Origin of the sequence: Mesorhizobium sp. M7A.F.Ca.US.007.01.2.1 (genome assembly GCF_003998165.1) — a bacterium.
Classification (GTDB): Bacteria; Pseudomonadota; Alphaproteobacteria; order Rhizobiales; family Rhizobiaceae; genus Mesorhizobium; species Mesorhizobium ciceri.
Genome location: NZ_RZQP01000127.1, coordinates 1 through 17,920, shown reverse-complemented (window position 1 = coordinate 17,920; position 17,920 = coordinate 1). Strand labels below are relative to the sequence as shown.

Below are 17,920 nucleotides of genomic sequence, written 5' to 3'. Positions count from 1 at the left end.
TCCAGGGGCCGGGCGAGAATGCTGGCGTGGTCGACATCGGCGATGGCGACTGCGTCGTCTTCAAGATGGAGAGTCACAACCACCCATCCTACATCGAGCCCTACCAGGGTGCGGCGACCGGCGTCGGCGGCATATTGCGCGACGTCTTCACCATGGGCGCGCGGCCGATCGCGGCGATGAATGCGCTGCGTTTTGGTGCGCCCGACCATCCCAAGACCAGGCACCTCGTTTCAGGCGTGGTTTCCGGCGTCGGCGGCTATGGCAACGCGTTCGGCGTGCCGACGGTCGGCGGCGAGGTCAATTTCGATGCCCGCTACAATGGCAACATCCTGGTCAACGCCTTTGCAGCGGGCCTTGCCAAGACCGATGCGATCTTCCTGTCCGAAGCCAAGGGAGTCGGCCTGCCGGTCGTCTATCTCGGCGCCAAGACCGGCCGCGACGGCGTCGGCGGCGCCACCATGGCTTCGGCCGAATTCGACGATAAGATCGATGAGAAGCGTCCGACAGTGCAGGTCGGCGATCCCTTCACCGAAAAGTGCCTGCTGGAAGCCAGCCTCGAACTGATGGCCTCGGGCGCCGTCATCGCCATCCAGGACATGGGTGCGGCCGGCCTCACCTGCTCGGCGGTCGAAATGGGCGCCAAGGGCGACCTCGGCATCGAGCTCGATCTCGACAAGGTGCCGGTGCGCGAAGAGCGCATGAGCGCCTACGAAATGATGCTTTCGGAAAGCCAGGAGCGCATGCTGATGGTGCTGCGTCCGGAAAAGGAAAAGGAAGCCGAGGCGATCTTCCACAAATGGGGGCTCGACTTCGCCATCGTCGGCAAGACCACCGACGATCTGCGCTTCCGCGTGCTGCACCAGGGCGACGAGGTTGCCAACCTGCCGATCAAGGATCTTGGCGACAAGGCTCCGGAATATGACCGGCCGTGGATCGAACCGAAGAAGCCGGCGCCGCTGGCCGCCAATGACGTTCCGCAAGCCGATGTTGCAGACGCGCTGCTGAAGCTGCTCGGCGGTCCCGACCTGTCTTCGCGCCGCTGGGTGTGGGAGCAGTATGACACGCTGATCCAGGGCAATTCGCTGCAGCTTCCAGGCGGCGATGCCGGCGTGGTGCGGGTCGAAGGCCATGCGACCAAGGCGCTCGCCTTCTCGTCCGACGTGACGCCGCGCTATTGCGAGGCCGACCCTTACGAGGGCGGCAAGCAGGCGGTGGCCGAATGCTGGCGCAACTTGACCGCCACCGGCGCTCTGCCGCTGGCCGCAACCGACAACCTCAATTTCGGCAACCCGGAACGGCCCGAGATCATGGGCCAGCTGGTCGGTGCCGTGAAGGGCATAGGCGACGCCTGTCGCGCGCTCGAATTCCCGATCGTCTCCGGCAATGTCTCGCTCTACAACGAGACCAACGGCCAGGGCATCCTGCCAACCCCAACCATTGGCGGCGTCGGACTGATCGCCGACTGGTCGAAGATGGTGCGGGCCGGCTTTGCGGCCGAGGGCCAAATGATCCTGCTGGTCGGCGCGCCGGCGTCCTGGGGAACGCATCTCGGGCAATCGGTCTATTTCAGGGACATACACGGCCGCACGGATGGACCGCCGCCGCCGGTCGACCTCGAGCATGAAAAGCGCGTCGGCGACCATGTGCGCGCGCTCATCGCCTCCGGCATCGTCACGGCGGCGCACGACGTTTCCGATGGCGGTGTCGCCGTGGCACTTGCCGAAATGGCGATGGCGTCCGGCATCGGCGCCACCGTCCCCGGGCTTGTCGGCACCGACCCGATCCCGGTCTGGTTCGGCGAGGATCAGGGCCGTTATCTGCTGACGCTGTCGATCGATCCGCATGGTGACGAATGGGACGCCATTCGCAAGCAGCAGGGCGAGCTTGGCATCTTCGCGCCGTGGATCGGCTCCACAGGCGGCAGCGCGCTGAAGCTTGGCGACGCCAGGGCAATCCCGGTCAGCGAACTCTCCTCGGCTCACGAAGGCTGGTTCCCGCGCTTCATGGATCAGGCTAGTTGACCACACTGGCTGCCCGGGCGCTGCTTGCAGTCGTTTTCTGGCCGTCGCTGTTCTTCTTCTGGTTCCTGGGACCGTTCGTCTTTTTCCTGCTGTCGACAACCTCGAGCGAGGTTTGTATGCGGCTGGAAACACGTGCGGAGTTCCTTGCCGCGGCGAACGGCGCCGTCCCGATGCTGGCGCTGCAGAACCTCCTCTACGCGGTCCCGATCATCTGCCTGGTGCTCTGGGGCCGCCTTGTCCCGGATCCGGCACGGGCAAGGCACATCGTCACCTGCGTCAAGCTTTTCGCCGGCACGGTGGTCGTGGGCGCGTTGTGGGAGTACGGCTCGTCGCTCATCTGCGACGGCCATGGCCAAGGGTTCTTCTCGCCGGCTTGGCAAATGACGAGCTATCTCCCCATTGTCAGCCTGCTGCTCAACGCGCCGCTCTATGTGCTTGCCTTCAGCCTTGGCCGCGCTTTCTCGACACGCGAGGACGTTGCCGAGGATGAAGCAAGCCCACCGGCCTAGTCTTTCTCTGAAGCCGTGTGGCCGTTGGCGGGACAGAACGGCTTCAATCCGGACCGGAAAGGCTTTAGGCTCACCCGACTCTCATCTTATGGCCGGCTACCGGCCGCTCGAAACAGGATTTTGCCATGGCAATGGATGCCCACGACATCGAAAAACTGATCAAGGACGGCATTCCGGACGCCAAGGTGACGATTCGCGATCTCGCCGGCGACGGCGACCACTATGCGGCCGAGGTGGTGGCCGAGAGCTTTCGCGGCAAGAGCCGCGTCCAGCAGCACCAGATGGTCTATGACGCGCTGAAGGGCAATATGGGCGGCGTGTTGCACGCACTGGCGCTGCAGACCAGCGTTCCCGACTGACCCTTAGCGCTTGGCCCAACACGGCTCATCCTTTGCGCCATTTCAGCCACGGCGCGGCTAACGTCTTGTTTCGAGCAATCGTTGGGTTTATTTGAAGGGTATGTTTCGAGCCTGACTCCCACAGGCGGGAAAGGATATTCCATGAGCGGCATCAACGACTACATCGACAATGAAGTGAAGGGCAACGACGTCGTCCTTTTCATGAAGGGCACACCTGGTTTCCCGCAATGCGGATTTTCCGGCCAGGTCGTCCAGATCCTCGACTATATCGGCGCCGACTACAAAGGCGTGAACGTCCTGGACTCGGCTGAACTGCGCCAGGGCATCAAGGAATACTCCAACTGGCCGACGATCCCTCAGCTCTACGTCAAGGGAGAATTCGTCGGCGGTTGCGACATCGTGCGCGAGATGTTCCAGGCGGGCGAGTTACAGACGTTCCTCGTCGAGAAGGGCGTCAGCGTCAAAGGCGCCGCCTGATTTCTGTTTTGTGCATGCCCGAAATCGACGTTGATTTTCGGGCATCGAGCACCAGGCACCCCGGGGCAACCTCACCTCGGCAATTTTCATGTCCTGACCCCAGGACCAGGACGAGCCAATGCGCCGGCCCGCCGGCGCATTTTCGTTTGAAAGATCGGACTTGCCGTGGACCAGCCAAAACCAGCGCCGCAATCGGCAAGCAAACTGCCCATTCCGCGCTGGGAGTTCATCGCTCTGTGCGCGGCACTGATGGCGCTGAACTCGCTGGCCATCGATATCATGCTGCCGGCTCTGCAGCAGATCGGCGCCTCGCTCGGCGTCGAAAATGAAAACCACCGGCAGTACGTCATAACGGCCTACATTCTGGGCTTCGGTGGCGGGCAGCTGTTCTTCGGGCCGATCTCGGATCGCTTCGGACGTCGCGCACCACTGGTCGCCGGGCTGGTGATTTATGTCGCCGCGGCTGCGGCCGCCGCCGTTGCACCAAGCTTTGAAACACTTCTGCTGTGCCGGGCCGTGCAAGGCATCGGTGCAGCCGCCACTCGTGTCATCGCGGTCTCGATCGTGCGCGATACGTTCGACGGCCGGCGCATGGCCGAGGTGATGTCGCTGATCTTCATGGTGTTCATGGCGATACCGGTCATTGCTCCCGGCATCGGCCAATTTATCATGCTGTTTGCGACCTGGCATTGGATCTTCGTCACCATGGCCGTCGGTGCGCTGCTCGTCTCGGCCTGGTCGCTGCTGCGCCTTCCTGAAACGCTGCATCCCGAACATCGCCGGCCGCTGACGCTCAACTCCATTGTCGGCGGGTTTCGTATCGTTCTCACCAACCGCATTGCGATCTGCTATGCCTTCGCCAGCACCTTCATTTTCGGCGCCATGTTTGGCTTCATCGCTTCGGCGCAGCAGATCTATGTCGACATTTTCAAAGTCGGCGAGATGTTCCCGGTCATCTTTGCCGGGGTTGCGGGCGTGCTCGCCTTCTCCAACTTTCTGAACTCGCGCCTTGTCGGTCGCATCGGCATGCGCCGCCTGTCGCAGAGTGCGTTGCTGCTGTTCCTGGTCATCAGCCTTGCCTGGCTGGTGATTTCGCTGGAGATGAAGATGCCGCTCTGGCTGTTCATCACCTTCTTTGCCTGCGCCATGCTTCCATTCGGTGCGCTCGGCGCGAACTTCAACGCGCTGGCCATGGAGCCGCTCGGCCAACTGGCCGGCACGGCTTCGTCGATCCTCGGTTTCATGCAGACGTTTCTCGGCGGCATTCTCGGTACGCTGATCGGCCAGGCCTTCAACGGCACGGTGACGCCGCTGGCCGCCGGCTTCTGCAGCGTCTCGGTCGCCGCGCTGCTGATGATCTTCATCGCCGAGCGCGGCAAGATGTTCCAGCCACAGAACCCGCCCGTTTCAGGGCACATCACCGACTTGCATTAGGACGCACCTTCAAGGGCTGCCGTGAACCGAGGGGCAAGCATGCGCCCCGCAATTGCTTCGCCCATGCTGTCCGAAAAGTGCAATGGCAGAGCGTCATCGAGTGCCCTGAGGATGGATGCCACGAAGGCCCGGCTGCGCTGGGCATCGGTTCCCAGATCGGAATATGTGGCGCGAGGTTTGCCGATCAGCGTGCCGTTGCGGCGAAGCGAGAACCGCAGCGTGAGGGACATGCCCGCGGTTCCGGGTGGCGGCTTCCAGCAGGCATAGATCGCGTCCGACATCTCCTTTATCGTGTCGACGGGATCGGTACTGCGACAGCTGCGCTCTTGCGACCTTGCTTCCAGGGAACTGGCGAACAGACCGGCGGCAAGAGCCGCCGCGACAAATGCAAACCGAGGTTTCATTCGAGAGCCTCCGGATTTGCGCGAGATTGTACTGCTTTCGGCTAACGCAGCAATCGATCCTACTGCGCCCAGAGCTCGCGGCGCAATTCGTGCCAGCTTTCCTTGTCTGGCGCGACAAGCAGGCCGCCGCCGAGATGCGAGGGCAGATAGGCGCTGCCGTCGAAGCGCGCCGCATGGCCGCCGGCCTCGGCATGGATCAGCACGCCGGCCAGGTGGTCCCACGGCATCAGCTTGTTGTAGACGACGAAGTGGGCATGGCCGCTCGCCAGCAGGCGGTATTCGTGCGCGGCGCAGCGATAGGCGAACTGCGACAGGATCTTGGTCTGGTTGCGCGCCAGCCGTGTCCGTTCCGGCTCGGCCATATATTGCCAGGAGACAGAGCCGGTCATCTCCGAGATCGGCGCGGGTACCGCTACATGCACCTTCTCGATGCTGCCGTGCGCATGCCGGATATGGCTGCCGGCACCCCTGGCGCCAATCAGCCAGTCCTTGCCGACGGGATCGTGGATGATGCCGGCGACGGTCTCGCCCTTGACCACGACCGCCAGCATGACGCCGAACAGCGGCACGCCGGAGGCGAAATTGAAAGTACCGTCGACCGGGTCGATGACGAAGGCCAGATCGGCATCGCCCAACCCGTTTAAAAGCGCTGGATTGTCGGAACAGGCCTCCTCGCCGACGACCATCGCTGAGGGATACCGCTCGCGCAGCCGCGCGGTGATCAGCCGCTCGGCATTGACGTCGGCTTCGGTCACCAGGTCGGCGGCCGACGTCTTCTGCCTGACATCGCCATCGCCCAACCGGCGAAAGCGCGGCATGATCTCGGCCAGTGCCGCCTCGGCCAGAATGCCGGCCAGCCAGTCGATCGCGGTGTCGTCAAATGTCATCGGCTTGCCTTGTGGTGAGGGTCTTGAGGGCAGCGAAATCGAACAGCTTTCTGTCGAGCAGATGCGATGGCCTGCTGTTCGACAGCGCGCGCAGCATCGTATCCTTGCGGCCCGGCATGCGCTTTTCCAGGTCCTCGAGCATCGCCTTCATGGCATTGCGCTGAAGACCTTCCTGGCTGCCGCAGAGATCGCAGGGAATGATCGGGAATCGCATGGCGGCAGCGAATTTTTCCAGATCGACCTCGGCGCAATAGCTCAAGGGCCGCAGCACCATGACGTCGCCTTCGTCATTGAGCAGTTTTGGCGGCATGGCGGCGAGACGCCCGCCATGGAAGAGGTTCATGAAGAAGGTCTCGAGAATGTCCTCGCGATGATGGCCGAGCACCAGCGCCGAGCACCCCTCCTCGCGTGCAATGCGGTAGAGATGGCCGCGCCTGAGACGCGAGCAGAGCGAGCAATAGGTGCTGCCCGCCGGCAGCTTGTCGGTGACGACGGAATAGGTGTCCTGATATTCGATCCGGTGCGCAATGCCGTGGCTGTCGAGATAGTCCGGCAGGATATGTTTGGGGAAATTCGGTTGGCCCTGGTCGAGATTGCAGGCCAGAAGATCGACCGGCAAGAGCCCGCGCCATTTGAGGTCGAGCAGCACCGCGAGCAGGCCGTAGGAATCCTTGCCGCCCGACAGCGCTACGAGCCAGCGCTGGCCGGGCTTGACCATCGAGAAATCCTCGATCGCCTGCCGGGTCAGCCGCAGCAGCCGCTTGCGCAGTTTGTTGAACTCGACCGAGGACGGCACGTCGGCGAACAGCGGATGGAAACCGCCTTCGCTGTCGGCGACCGGTTCGAGCGTTTCAATGTCTGGAAGCATGTTCATGGCATGTCGCTTTCAATGGCCCAGAGCGCCGGATTAGCGGACATGACCGACAAAGAAAAGGCCGCCTCGACGGGCGGCCTTCGCAGGATGTCGCAGAACGCGCTCGTTTAGCGCGAATAGAATTCGACGACCAGGTTCGGTTCCATCTGCACGGCGAACGGAACGTCCGCCAGGCCGGGGATGCGCGAGAAGGTCGCGACCATCTTGTTGTGATCGGCTTCGATGTAGTCCGGCACGTCGCGCTCGGCGAGACCGACCGCTTCCAGAACGATGACCAGCTGCTTGGACTTTTCGCGGATTTCGACGACATCGCCCGGCTTGCAGCGGTACGAGCCGATGTTGACGCGCTTGCCGTTGACGTTGACGTGACCGTGGTTGACGAACTGACGGGCGGCGAAAATGGTCGGCACGAACTTGGCGCGGTAGACGACCGCGTCGAGACGCGACTCGAGCAGGCCGATCAGGTTCTCCGAGGTGTCGCCCTTGCGGCGGTCAGCCTCTTCATAAACCTTGCGGAACTGCTTTTCCGAAACGTCGCCATAGTGCCCCTTCAGCTTCTGCTTGGCGCGCAGCTGCAGGCCGAAATCGGAAAGCTTGCCCTTGCGGCGCTGGCCATGCTGGCCGGGGCCGTATTCACGCTTGTTGACCGGGGACTTCGGGCGGCCCCAGATGTTTTCGCCGAGACGGCGGTCGATCTTGTACTTCGCGGATTCGCGCTTGCTCATCGCATTCCCTTTTCAAAACAACACACCCGGAACCTCATGGTCCGGGTGAAGGAAACGCGCCCTCCTCTGGCCTCCGTTTTCGAGACCTGACAGGGTTTTCCCACGCAACGCGGCGGAAAACCCACGGGACACGTCAGTTCAAACAAGATAGTAGAATTGGATTTCCACGCATCTTGCGCACATAAAGAAAACCACCGGGCATTGCGGCCCGGTGTTAGCGCGCTGATTAAACGGAGATTTAACCGGTGTCAAGCTTGTGGCTGGCGTAGGCCATGGCGACGATATAGCGTCTCTGGGTTGAGTACAGTGCCGGATGTGGCGGGAGGTTGCGCCAGCGGCATCAGGAAGGGACCGGAGCAGAGGAGCTACATTCGCATGAAGAAATTCTTCCTTACCCTGACAGGAGCCGCTGTGTTGGCGGGATCCATGGCGGTCATGACACCGGAGCCGGCTGAGGCCAGGCATTGGCAAGGGCACCGGCACCACCAGGCTTGCCGCATCGTGATCAAGAAGAAAATTATCTGGCGGCACGGCCACAAGAAGGTCATCCGCTACAAGATCAAGCAGTGCAGAGGGCGCTGGTAGGCTGCAATCAGGCGGCCGACATCATTTCGAAGCCTGCGGTTTGGCCGCGGGCTTTTGATTCCGGCTCGTGTTCTTCGGCGTTTCCCTTGAACGGCGGACTGCACTCTAGCCTTTCGACTTCTTCTCCGGCAGGCCCTTGCGCTTCGTCTCGGCGAATTCCTCGAGCTGCTTTTCGCTCATCGATTCGTACATTCCCTTGGAAGCGCCCTGGAGTTCGCTCTTCTTGGTCTCGCCGCGCTTGGCCGACAGAGCCGCGCCGGCGGCTTTCTGCTGGGCTTTCGAGGTGGCTGGCATGGCTCTTTCTCCCGTTGGCATCAGGAGAAAAACGCAACGACTGCCGTGATGTTCCGCTTCGCAATCACGACATCGCCAACCCGAACCCCTGCATCAGGCGGCGGGTGGGGAAATCGGCTCTTTTCGATGTGAAGACGGCAAGGTCGGGCCCTTCAGGCAACATCTCGCCACGACCGCTCGGATCGATGTCGGCGAGAAGCGACAGCGCCCGGCGCGCGATCGCTTCGGCGGGGTCGAGCCAGTCGACCGGCCAAGGCGCCGTCTTGCGCATACGATTGGCCAGAAAGGGGTAGTGTGTGCAGGCGAGCACGACGATATCCGTACGCAGCGCATCACGTTCGACGAAGCATGGCGTGATCTCGGCGCGCACCGCCTCCTCATCGACGAAGCCCTCACGCATGTAGATCTCAGCCAGTCCCGCCAGCCTGTCGCTGCCGACCAGGCGGACATGGCATTTCTGCGCCCATTTGCTGATCAGGTCGCGCGTGTACTGGCGCTTGACGGTGCCAGGCGTCGCCAGCACCGAAACCAGCCCTGAGCGCGTGCGTTCCGCCGCCGGCTTGATCGCAGGCACCATGCCGACAAAAGGATGCTCGGGAAATCTGTCGCGCAGCGCGTCGATCACCAACGTCGAGGCGGTGTTGCAGGCGATGACCGAAATGGCCGGCGCAAACCGCTCAAGCAGTTTGCCGAACAATTCAAGGATATGCACCCTCAGCGCCGGCTCTTCCCAGGCGCCATAGGGAAACGCAGCGTCGTCGGCGACATAGATGAAACGGCGGTCGGGCATCAGCACGCGCGCCTCGCGCAGTACGGTGAGCCCGCCGATGCCCGAATCGAACATCAGGATCGGCCGCTCAGTCATTGTCGGTTCCTTTTCCGCCAAGCGGCGGTATGTCATCGTCCTTGCCGGCGCCGGCAAGGCGCGCCGCTTCCGCCTTGCGGGCTCGCGCGGCGGCCGCGGGCAAGCGCCGTGGATCATCGCCAGGGGACCCGTCGCCGCGCGGCATCGCCGGCGAAAACCTGTCGAGCGACGAGATGATGCCGCGCAGCACCTTCAGCTCCGGTTCGGCAAAACCGGCGCGCGTCAGCACCGCACGCAGATTGTCGATCATTTTCGGCTTCTTCGGTGCCGGCCGGAAATAGCCGCGCGCTTCCAGTGCGCCTTCGAGATAGGCGAACAGGCCGTGCAATTCCTCCTTGCTTGCCGGCTTCATGTCCGGGCCGGAAAAATTGGTCTTGGTCTCGTCTTCCAGGCCGGACTTCATCCATTCGTAGGACATCAGAAGCGCGGCCTGGGCGATGTTGAGCGACGAGAAATCGGGATCGACCGGGAACGTGACGATCTCGTCGGCAAGGCCGACCTCGTCATTGTAGAGGCCGAAGCGCTCGCGGCCGAACAGGATGCCGGTGCGCTGGCCCATTGCGTGACGGGTCCGAAGCATCCTGCCCGCCTCCACCGGCCCGCGCACGGATTTGAAGCCGTCGCGCTGCCTGGCCGTGGTGGCGAAGACGAAGTTCAGGTCGGCGAGCGCCGAGGCCAGATCGTCAAAGACGGTGACGGCGTCGATGACATGATCGGCGCGGCTCGCCGCCGCACGTGCCTTCTCGCTCGGCCAACCGTCACGCGGATTGACGAGGCGCAGCTCCGACAGACCGAAATTGGCCATGGCGCGCGCGACCATGCCGATGTTCTCGCCAAGCTGAGGCTCGACGAGGATGATCGCCGGGCCGGCGACTGCAATGCTATCAGGATCTTTGGTGATGGGCATGATTGTCAATGAACTGCTGTTTGCGGCATTTCAGCGTCCCCTGCCATATTCGGCCGGGAAAATGAAGCATTCGCAAATGACGACGGCTCTGGCCTCCAATTCGTGACCGATCGCCGTTTGCGTGGCCAAAAGCGCTTTGATATACGGGCGACATCTCCCGGCCCAACGCCACGCGGGCAAGGCCGTCCCACATCCCAGCAACGAGGCATTCTTTCCATGGCGAAGATCAAGGTGGCGAACCCGGTCGTCGAACTCGACGGCGACGAGATGACCCGCATCATCTGGCAGTTCATCAAGGACAAGCTGATCCACCCTTATCTCGACCTCAAGCTGGAATATTACGACCTCGGCGTGGAACACCGCGACGCCACCAACGACCAGGTGACGATCGATTCGGCCAACGCCATCAAGAAATACGGCGTCGGCGTGAAATGCGCGACGATCACGCCTGACGAGCAGCGCGTCGAGGAGTTCAAGCTGAAGAAGATGTGGAAGTCGCCGAACGGCACCATCCGCAACATCCTCGGCGGCACCATCTTCCGCGAGCCGATCATCATGAAGAACGTGCCGCGCCTGGTGCCCGGCTGGACCAAGCCAATCATCGTCGGCCGTCACGCTTTCGGCGACCAGTACCGCGCCACCGATTTCCGCTTCCCCGGCAAGGGCAAGCTGACCATCAAGTTCGTCGGCGAGGACGGCCAGGTGATCGAGCACGATGTGTACGACGCGCCCGGCGCCGGTGTCGCCATGGCCATGTACAATCTCGATGAGTCGATCCGCGAGTTCGCCCGCGCCTCGCTGAACTACGGCTTGCTGCGCAACTACCCGGTCTATCTGTCGACCAAGAACACCATCCTGAAGGCCTATGACGGCCGCTTCAAGGACATCTTCCAGGAGGTCTACGAGGCTGAATTCGAGACCGAGTTCAAGTCGAAGAAGCTGTGGTACGAGCACCGCCTGATCGACGACATGGTAGCCTCCGCCCTGAAATGGTCGGGCGGCTATGTCTGGGCCTGCAAGAACTATGACGGCGACGTCCAGTCCGACACGGTCGCGCAAGGTTTCGGCTCACTCGGCCTGATGACCTCGGTGCTGATGACGCCGGACGGCAAGACGGTGGAAGCCGAAGCCGCGCACGGCACCGTTACCCGCCACTATCGCCAGCACCAGAAGGGCGAGGAAACCTCGACCAATTCGATCGCCTCGATCTTCGCCTGGACGCGGGGGCTCGCCCACCGCGCCAAGCTCGACGACAATGCCGAGCTGAAGCGCTTTGCCGACACGCTGGAAAAGGTCTGTATCCAGACGGTCGAGTCCGGCTTCATGACCAAGGACCTGTCGCTGCTGATCGGCCCCGACCAGCCCTGGCTGTCGACCACCGGTTTCCTCGACAAGATCGACGAGAATTTGCAGAAAGCGATGGCGTAGGCATGTCGTCCAAAGGCTTCGCTCGATATTGATCTCGTGCGCGACAGCACTGAGTTAACGACAAAGACTTGAGGCGTGTCGAAGTGCAAATCTGTCTTCCGTGGATGAGCTGGATTTGCGAAAATAGGTAGATGTAAATGGCTATGTGGTTCGATCAGCAAGAACGGCTAAAGAGTACCAAGGGCAAAGAGCTCTTGGACTCCATGCCGAAGTTTGAGGTGCAAGCTGCCAATGTCGCTCCCGCTCCGGCGGAGCTTGGAGGCAAGATCACGCTCGTCATCGAAGATGGCAAGCCCGTTGTGAAGATAAAAGAATAGAGCGTCGCCCGCATCGATCATAGCGTCAACACCACATCGTCGAGCAAGCCCATCGTCTACGGGGCGGACTATAGCGTCTATGTGCGCATCGTCCGCCTCGTGCTTGAGGAAAAAGGCATCGACTACGAGCTTGTGCCAGTCGATGTCTTTGCCGCCGACGGGATTCCCGCCTGGTATTTCGAACATCATCCGTTCGGCCGCATCCCGGCCTTCGAGCATGACGGATTCCGGCTGTTCGAGACGAGCGCGATTGCCAGATATGTTGACGAGGCGTTCGACGGGCCAGCGCTGCAAGCGACGGAGCCTCGTGGCCGCGCAACCATGAACCAGATCATCGGCATGCTCGATGCCTATGCCTACAGATCGATGGTCTGGGATGTCGCCGTCGAGCGGCTGGAGAAGGCTCAGCCGGATGAGGCGTTGATCGCCGGCGGCCTTGCTCAGGCGAGCAAAGCGCTTCGGACGCTGTCCGCGCTGAAAGCGCCGGGACCGTGGCTGCTGGGCGACCAGCTGACGCTGGCCGACCTGCATGCCGCACCGATCATCGGTTATTTCGTCAAGGTCGCCGAGGGGCGAAATCTGCTGGCCGAGTTCCCTGATATCCGGGACTGGTATGCGCGCATTGCGGCTCGGCCGAGCTTCGTGCGGACTGAAAAAATCGGCTGATAAGTGACGTCCGCTGTCCCTCCAACCGTTGCTTTAAATTCAGTCCACTCGCCTACGCCGCTTCGAGTGCCGCCCTTACCGCAGCAATCGCATCATCGGCCTTGGAAGCGTCGGGGCCGCCGGCCTGGGCCATGTCGGGCCGTCCGCCGCCGCCCTGCCCGCCGAGTGCCGCCGAGGCCACTCGGACAAGGTCGACGGCGCTGAAGCGGCCGACGAGGTCGTCGGTGACGGCCACCACGACGCTTGCCTTGTTGTCTTCGCCGGCGCCGACGAAGACGACGACGCCGGAGCCGAGCGACGTCTTGCCGGCATCGGCCAGCGGCTTCAGGTCCTTCGGTGAGACACCTGAGACCGTCTTGCCGAGGAAGCCGACACCGGCGACCGTCTCATTGGCGGCTGGAGCATCGGCAGACGATCCGCCGCCCAATGCCAGCTTCTTGCGCGCTTCGGTCAGTTCCTTTTCGAGCTTCTTGCGCTCTTCGAGCAGCGTCTCGACGCGCGCCGGTACATCGGCCGGCGAAATCTTCAACACGGCTGCCGTCGCCTTCAAACGCCTGTCCTGCTCGTCGAGATGTTTGCGCGCGGCTTCGCCCGTCAATGCCTCGATGCGGCGCACGCCGGCGGCGACCGCGCTGTCCGACACGACACGCACCAGGCCGATGTCGCCGGTCGCCCGGACATGGGTGCCACCGCAGAGCTCGACCGAATAGGGCCGGTTCGCCTTGGCGCCGTGCAGGCCGGTGCCCATCGACACGACGCGCACTTCGTCGCCGTACTTTTCGCCAAACAGCGCCATGGCGCCCTCGGCGATGGCATCGTCGACCGACATCAGGCGCGTGGTCACCGGGCCGTTCTGGACGACGATCTCGTTGGCCATGCGCTCGACCTCTTCGAGGTCTTCGGCCGAAATCGGCTTGTTGTGCGAGATGTCAAAGCGCAGGCGCTCGGGCGCGACCAGCGAGCCCTTCTGTGCGACATGGCTGCCCAGCACTTCGCGCAGCGCCTCATGGATCAGATGCGTCGCGGAATGGTTGGCGCGCAGCCTCGAGCGCCTTGCATGATCGACCTTCAGCTCGACAGCCGCGCCCGTCTTGACGGTGCCGCTGGCCACCTTGCCGATATGCACGAACAGCCCGTCGGCCTTCTTCTGCGTATCCGAAACCTCGATCGAGAACCCCTCGCCGGAGATGACGCCGGTGTCGCCCATCTGGCCGCCGGACTCGGCATAAAACGGCGTCTGGTTGACGACGATCGCCACCGCGTCGCCCTTGCCGGCGCCGTCGACAGCCTTGCCGTCCCGGACAAGCGCCTGGATGATGCCTTCCGCAGCTTCAGTCTCATAGCCGAGGAACTCGGTGGCGCCGGCCTTCTCGCGCACCGAGAACCAGATGGTCTCGGTGGCGGCGTCGCCGGACCCGGCCCAATGCTTGCGCGCCTCGGCCTTCTGCTGCTCCATCGCGTTGGTGAAGCCGGCAATATCGACCGAGATGCTGCGCTGGCGCAGTGCGTCCTGCGTCAGGTCGAGCGGGAAGCCATAGGTGTCGTAGAGCTTGAAGGCCGTCTCGCCATCCAGCATGTCGCCGGCATGCAGCGTTTCGGTCGCCTCGGAAAGCAGGCCGAGGCCGCGCACCAGCGTCTTGCGAAACCTGGTCTCCTCGAGCTTCAGCGTCTCGGTGATCAATTGTTCGCCGCGCAGCAGTTCCGGATAGGCCTGGCCCATTTCGCGCACCAGCGCCGGCACCAGCTTCCACATCAGCGGTTCGTTGGCACCGAGCAGCTGCGCATGGCGCATGGCGCGGCGCATGATGCGGCGCAGGACGTAGCCCCTGCCTTCGTTCGAGGGCAGCACGCCATCGGCGACCAGGAAGGAGGACGAGCGCAGATGATCGGCAATGACTCGGTAGGAGGCGACCGTCTCCTTGTCGGGATCATGCCCGATCGCGGACGAGGCCGCGTCGATCAGGTGACGGAACAGATCGGTCTCGAAGACGCTTTCCACCCCTTGCAGGATGGAGGCCATGCGCTCCAGGCCCATGCCGGTGTCGATCGAGGGGCGCGGCAGGTCGATGCGCTCCTCCTTCGTCACCTGTTCATACTGCATGAACACCAGGTTCCAGAATTCCAGGAAACGGTCGCCGTCCTCCTCCGGGCTGCCGGGAGGGCCGCCCCAGATGTGCTCGCCGCGGTCGATGAAGATCTCCGAGCACGGCCCGCAGGGTCCGGTGTCGCCCATCGCCCAGAAATTGTCCGAGGTCGCGATGCGAATGATGCGGTCGTCGGAAAAACCGGCGATCTTCTTCCAGAAGCCGGCCGCCTCGTCATCCGTGTGATAGACGGTGACCAGCAGCTTGTCCTTGCTCAGCCCGAATTCCCTGGTGATCAGGTTCCAGGCAAGCTCGATGGCGCGCTCCTTGAAATAGTCGCCGAAGGAGAAGTTGCCGAGCATCTCGAAGAAGGTCAGATGACGCGCGGTGTAGCCGACATTGTCGAGATCGTTGTGCTTGCCGCCGGCGCGAACGCTCTTCTGGGCGGTCGAGGCGCGCGAATAGGGCCGCTTCTCCAGGCCGGTGAAGACGTTCTTGAACTGTACCATTCCGGCGTTGGTGAACATCAGCGTCGGGTCGTTGCGCGGCACCAGCGGACTCGACGCGACGATCTCGTGACCCTCCTTGCGGAAGTAGTCGAGAAATGTCGACCGGATTTCGTTCACGCCACTCATGAATGCTGCCTTTTCAGAAGGGCCGCCGGCAAACCGGCGGAAATGGGCTCTGCGTTTTAGAAGATTAGGACTTGGCCTTTTAGCCGCCGCGCTTCACCCTGTCCAGAAACACGGAATTGGTCCAATCCACGGCCTTTGCCGGCCGTTCGAACCGGCCTGTTTTCGCCGCCGAAACGAAAAACCGCCGGCACTGGGCCGGCGGTTTCAAAACGCATTAACGCGGAACTCGATTACTTAAGCCCGAGATAATAGAATGCGATTATGGCCGAACTCCGGCCGACCTCGCGAGTTGTCACATCGCGCCGGATTCCTCCTCGAACCCGTCGTCGCCACCTTCGGAGCCGCCATTCTCAAGGAACTTTTCGGCGATCAGCCCGGCATTCTGTCGGAGCGCCAGCTCGATCTCGCGTGCGGTGTCGGGATTGTCGCGCAGGAACAGTTTGGCATTCTCGCGGCCTTGGCCGAGACGCTGCGAATTGTAGGAGAACCAGGCGCCCGACTTCTCGACCACGCCGGCCTTGACGCCGAGATCGACCAGTTCGCCGGTCTTGGACACGCCTTCACCATACATGATGTCGAACTCGACCACCTTGAAGGGCGGCGCCAGCTTGTTCTTGACCACCTTGACGCGGGTCTGGTTGCCGACGACTTCGTCGCGGTCCTTGACCGAGCCGATGCGGCGGATGTCGAGGCGCACCGATGCGTAGAATTTCAGCGCGTTGCCGCCGGTCGTCGTCTCGGGCGAACCGAACATGACGCCGATCTTCATGCGGATCTGGTTGATGAAGATGACCATGGTGTTGGAGCGCGAGATCGAGGCGGTCAGCTTGCGCAGCGCCTGGCTCATCAGGCGGGCCTGCAGGCCGGGCAGCGAATCACCCATCTCGCCTTCGATTTCGGCACGTGGCGTCAGCGCCGCGACCGAATCGACCACCAGCACGTCGATGGCGCCGGAGCGCACCAGCGTGTCGCAGATTTCCAGCGCCTGCTCACCGGTGTCGGGCTGCGAAATCAGCAGGTTTTCGAGATCGACGCCAAGCTTGCGGGCATAGACCGGGTCAAGCGCGTGCTCGGCATCGACGAAAGCGCAGATGCCGCCCTTCTTCTGGGCTTCGGCCACGGTGTGCAGGGCCAGCGTCGTCTTGCCCGAGCTTTCCGGCCCGTAGATCTCGATGATGCGGCCGCGCGGCAGGCCACCGACGCCAAGCGCGATGTCGAGGCCAAGCGAGCCGGTCGGCACCGTTTCGATCTCGACGACCTGCTCGTTGGCGCCGAGCCGCATGATCGAGCCCTTGCCGAAAGCCCGCTCGATCTGCGACAGCGCCGCATCCAGAGCCTTTGATTTGTCCACTGCCTTGTCCTCTACCAGCCGCAAAGAATTCTGAGCCATGATACATCACCCCTTGGTCGTCAATGAAGGCCGGACAATCCGTAATCCCTGCCTATTTGTACCTTTTTTGTTCTCATTTGGCAAGAGGGATCAAATATCTGAAAAACAAGCAATATCCGGATTTGTTCTTTTTTTGTCCAAGGATTCGATCAGGAATGCACCGCACGTTGGGCCAGACGGCTCGGTTGTTTCGACCTGCCGAATCGCCGCCTTGCATGCGAAGCTCGGTCGCACAGCCTAGCGCTTGTGCGGCTGGAATAACAAAGGTCATATCGCCGGCATGCTGAAATCCGCGAAAATACTGGCCGTAGGCGGCGCCCATATCGACCGGCGCGGCCAGGTGTCCGGCGCCTACGTGCCCGCCGCCTCCAATCCGGGCACAATGCGCGAGGATGTCGGCGGCGGCGTCTTCAACGCCTTGCGCAGTGCCGTGCGGCGCGGCGTCTCCGCGTCGCTGATGTCGGTTCGCGGCGGCGATCCCGCTGCCGACACCGTTTCGCGAGCCATTGCCGGGGCAGGCATTACCGACCTGTCGGCGGTCTTCCTCGACCGCACGACGCCGAGCTACACGGCACTGATCGACAGCGAGGGCGAGTTGATCGTCGGCTTTGCCGACATGGCGCTCTACGACCTGGCGTTTCCCAAGCAGATCAGGCGCTCCAAGGTGCGGGAGGTGATCGCCGCCGCCGACGCGATCCTGTGCGACGCCAATCTGCCCTCTTCGGCGCTGGAACGGCTGGTCGCGCTCGCTGCGGGCAAGCCGGTTTTCGCGATTGCCATTTCGCCGGCCAAGGTGGTGCGGTTGCTACCGGTGCTGAAGGAGCTTTCGCTGGTCTTCATGAACCGGCGCGAGGCCATGGCGCTGGCCGGCGTCGCCGCGAATGCCACGGAGCGCGAGGTCGTCGACGGGTTGCGATGCAGCGGCCTCGTCAGCGGCGTGGTGACGGCAGGCGGCGGGCCCATGCTGGGCTTCGATGAAGCCGGCGCCTTCTCTATCCTGCCGCCGCCACCAAGAAAGGTCGCCGACGTCACCGGCGCCGGTGATGCGCTGGCAGGCGC

At 62.7% G+C, this 17,920-nt stretch carries 19 protein-coding genes; 10 read left to right on the top strand and 9 right to left on the bottom strand.

The genetic code is table 11. The features are described from left to right. The 5 genes from purL to EN949_RS21490 form a co-directional block, all read left to right on the top strand. A partial coding sequence (gene purL, locus EN949_RS21510) for a phosphoribosylformylglycinamidine synthase subunit PurL (protein ID WP_127371770.1) occupies window positions 1-2,021 on the top strand: 2,021 nt, incomplete at its 5' end. Next, window positions 2,018-2,530 (top strand): hypothetical protein, encoded by a 513-nt coding sequence (locus EN949_RS21505; protein WP_127366552.1) that lies wholly within the window; start codon window positions 2,018-2,020, stop codon window positions 2,528-2,530. The genes purL and EN949_RS21505, both read left to right, overlap by 4 nt. Window positions 2,531-2,655: 125 nt before the next feature. Beyond that, on the top strand, window positions 2,656-2,889 hold the full coding sequence (locus EN949_RS21500) for a BolA family transcriptional regulator (RefSeq protein ID WP_010909092.1): 234 nt from the start codon (window positions 2,656-2,658) through the stop codon (window positions 2,887-2,889). Window positions 2,890-3,030: 141 nt separating this feature from the next. Beyond that, on the top strand, window positions 3,031-3,366 hold the full coding sequence (grxD, locus tag EN949_RS21495; protein ID WP_013532137.1) for a Grx4 family monothiol glutaredoxin: 336 nt from the start codon (window positions 3,031-3,033) through the stop codon (window positions 3,364-3,366). A 165-nt stretch (window positions 3,367-3,531) separates the two neighbouring features. Then, entirely contained in the window at window positions 3,532-4,800 is a 1,269-nt protein-coding gene (locus EN949_RS21490; protein ID WP_082826441.1) for a multidrug effflux MFS transporter, read from the top strand. On the opposite strand, the gene EN949_RS21485 is transcribed toward EN949_RS21490, so the two are convergent. From EN949_RS21485 to rpsD, 4 genes are all read right to left on the bottom strand, one after another. Continuing rightward, window positions 4,797-5,204, bottom strand: a complete 408-nt coding sequence (locus EN949_RS21485; protein WP_063167817.1) for a hypothetical protein — start codon at window positions 5,202-5,204, stop codon at window positions 4,797-4,799. The two genes, EN949_RS21490 and EN949_RS21485, sit on opposite strands and share 4 nt — an antisense overlap. A 59-nt stretch (window positions 5,205-5,263) precedes the next feature. After that, window positions 5,264-6,091 carry an inositol monophosphatase family protein gene (locus tag EN949_RS21480; protein ID WP_013532140.1) on the bottom strand — a complete coding sequence of 276 codons (828 nt, stop codon included), beginning with the start codon at window positions 6,089-6,091 and terminating at the stop codon, window positions 5,264-5,266. Next, window positions 6,081-6,965 (bottom strand): tRNA 2-thiocytidine(32) synthetase TtcA, encoded by an 885-nt coding sequence (gene ttcA / locus EN949_RS21475; protein ID WP_064995402.1) that lies wholly within the window; start codon window positions 6,963-6,965, stop codon window positions 6,081-6,083. The genes EN949_RS21480 and ttcA overlap by 11 nt, the downstream gene beginning before the upstream one ends. 107 nt (window positions 6,966-7,072) lie before the next feature. Next, window positions 7,073-7,690, bottom strand: a complete 618-nt coding sequence (gene rpsD / locus EN949_RS21470; protein WP_013532142.1) for a 30S ribosomal protein S4 — start codon at window positions 7,688-7,690, stop codon at window positions 7,073-7,075. A 375-nt stretch (window positions 7,691-8,065) separates the two neighbouring features. Between rpsD and EN949_RS21465 the strand changes: the two genes are divergently transcribed. Continuing rightward, window positions 8,066-8,275 (top strand): hypothetical protein, encoded by a 210-nt coding sequence (locus tag EN949_RS21465; RefSeq protein WP_013532143.1) that lies wholly within the window; start codon window positions 8,066-8,068, stop codon window positions 8,273-8,275. 105 nt (window positions 8,276-8,380) lie between these two features. Here the strand turns inward: EN949_RS21465 and EN949_RS21460 are convergent, their stop codons facing one another. The 3 genes from EN949_RS21460 to EN949_RS21450 all read right to left on the bottom strand — a co-directional run bounded on the left by EN949_RS21460 (window position 8,381) and on the right by EN949_RS21450 (window position 10,341). Next, window positions 8,381-8,569 carry a DUF3008 family protein gene (locus tag EN949_RS21460; protein ID WP_013532144.1) on the bottom strand — a complete coding sequence of 63 codons (189 nt, stop codon included), beginning with the start codon at window positions 8,567-8,569 and terminating at the stop codon, window positions 8,381-8,383. Window positions 8,570-8,633: 64 nt separating this feature from the next. Beyond that, entirely contained in the window at window positions 8,634-9,434 is an 801-nt protein-coding gene (gene murI, locus EN949_RS21455) for a glutamate racemase (RefSeq protein WP_013532145.1), read from the bottom strand. Continuing rightward, window positions 9,427-10,341: an RNA methyltransferase gene (locus EN949_RS21450; protein WP_127371769.1), complete on the bottom strand. Its 915-nt coding sequence runs from the start codon at window positions 10,339-10,341 to the stop codon at window positions 9,427-9,429. The genes murI and EN949_RS21450 overlap by 8 nt, the downstream gene beginning before the upstream one ends. A 216-nt stretch (window positions 10,342-10,557) precedes the next feature. Here EN949_RS21450 and EN949_RS21445 point away from each other — a divergent pair, with 216 nt between their 5' ends. From EN949_RS21445 to EN949_RS21435, 3 genes are all read left to right on the top strand, one after another. Continuing rightward, on the top strand, window positions 10,558-11,769 hold the full coding sequence (locus EN949_RS21445; RefSeq protein ID WP_063167815.1) for an NADP-dependent isocitrate dehydrogenase: 1,212 nt from the start codon (window positions 10,558-10,560) through the stop codon (window positions 11,767-11,769). A gap of 137 nt (window positions 11,770-11,906) precedes the next feature. Beyond that, window positions 11,907-12,086 carry a hypothetical protein gene (locus tag EN949_RS21440; protein WP_027162373.1) on the top strand — a complete coding sequence of 60 codons (180 nt, stop codon included), beginning with the start codon at window positions 11,907-11,909 and terminating at the stop codon, window positions 12,084-12,086. Between the two features lie 12 nt (window positions 12,087-12,098). Continuing rightward, a complete protein-coding gene (locus tag EN949_RS21435) occupies window positions 12,099-12,752 on the top strand; it encodes a glutathione S-transferase family protein (protein ID WP_063167814.1) in 654 nt (217 codons plus the stop codon). Between the two features lie 52 nt (window positions 12,753-12,804). Here the strand turns inward: EN949_RS21435 and alaS are convergent, their stop codons facing one another. Next, a complete protein-coding gene (alaS, locus tag EN949_RS21430) occupies window positions 12,805-15,471 on the bottom strand; it encodes an alanine--tRNA ligase (RefSeq protein WP_063167813.1) in 2,667 nt (888 codons plus the stop codon). A 292-nt stretch (window positions 15,472-15,763) separates the two neighbouring features. Continuing rightward, window positions 15,764-16,861 carry a recombinase RecA gene (recA, locus tag EN949_RS21425; protein WP_013532151.1) on the bottom strand — a complete coding sequence of 366 codons (1,098 nt, stop codon included), beginning with the start codon at window positions 16,859-16,861 and terminating at the stop codon, window positions 15,764-15,766. Between the two features lie 280 nt (window positions 16,862-17,141). Between recA and EN949_RS21420 the strand changes: the two genes are divergently transcribed. Next, window positions 17,142-17,920 (top strand): carbohydrate kinase family protein (locus tag EN949_RS21420; protein WP_127371768.1); only part of this gene is annotated, 779 nt, incomplete at its 3' end.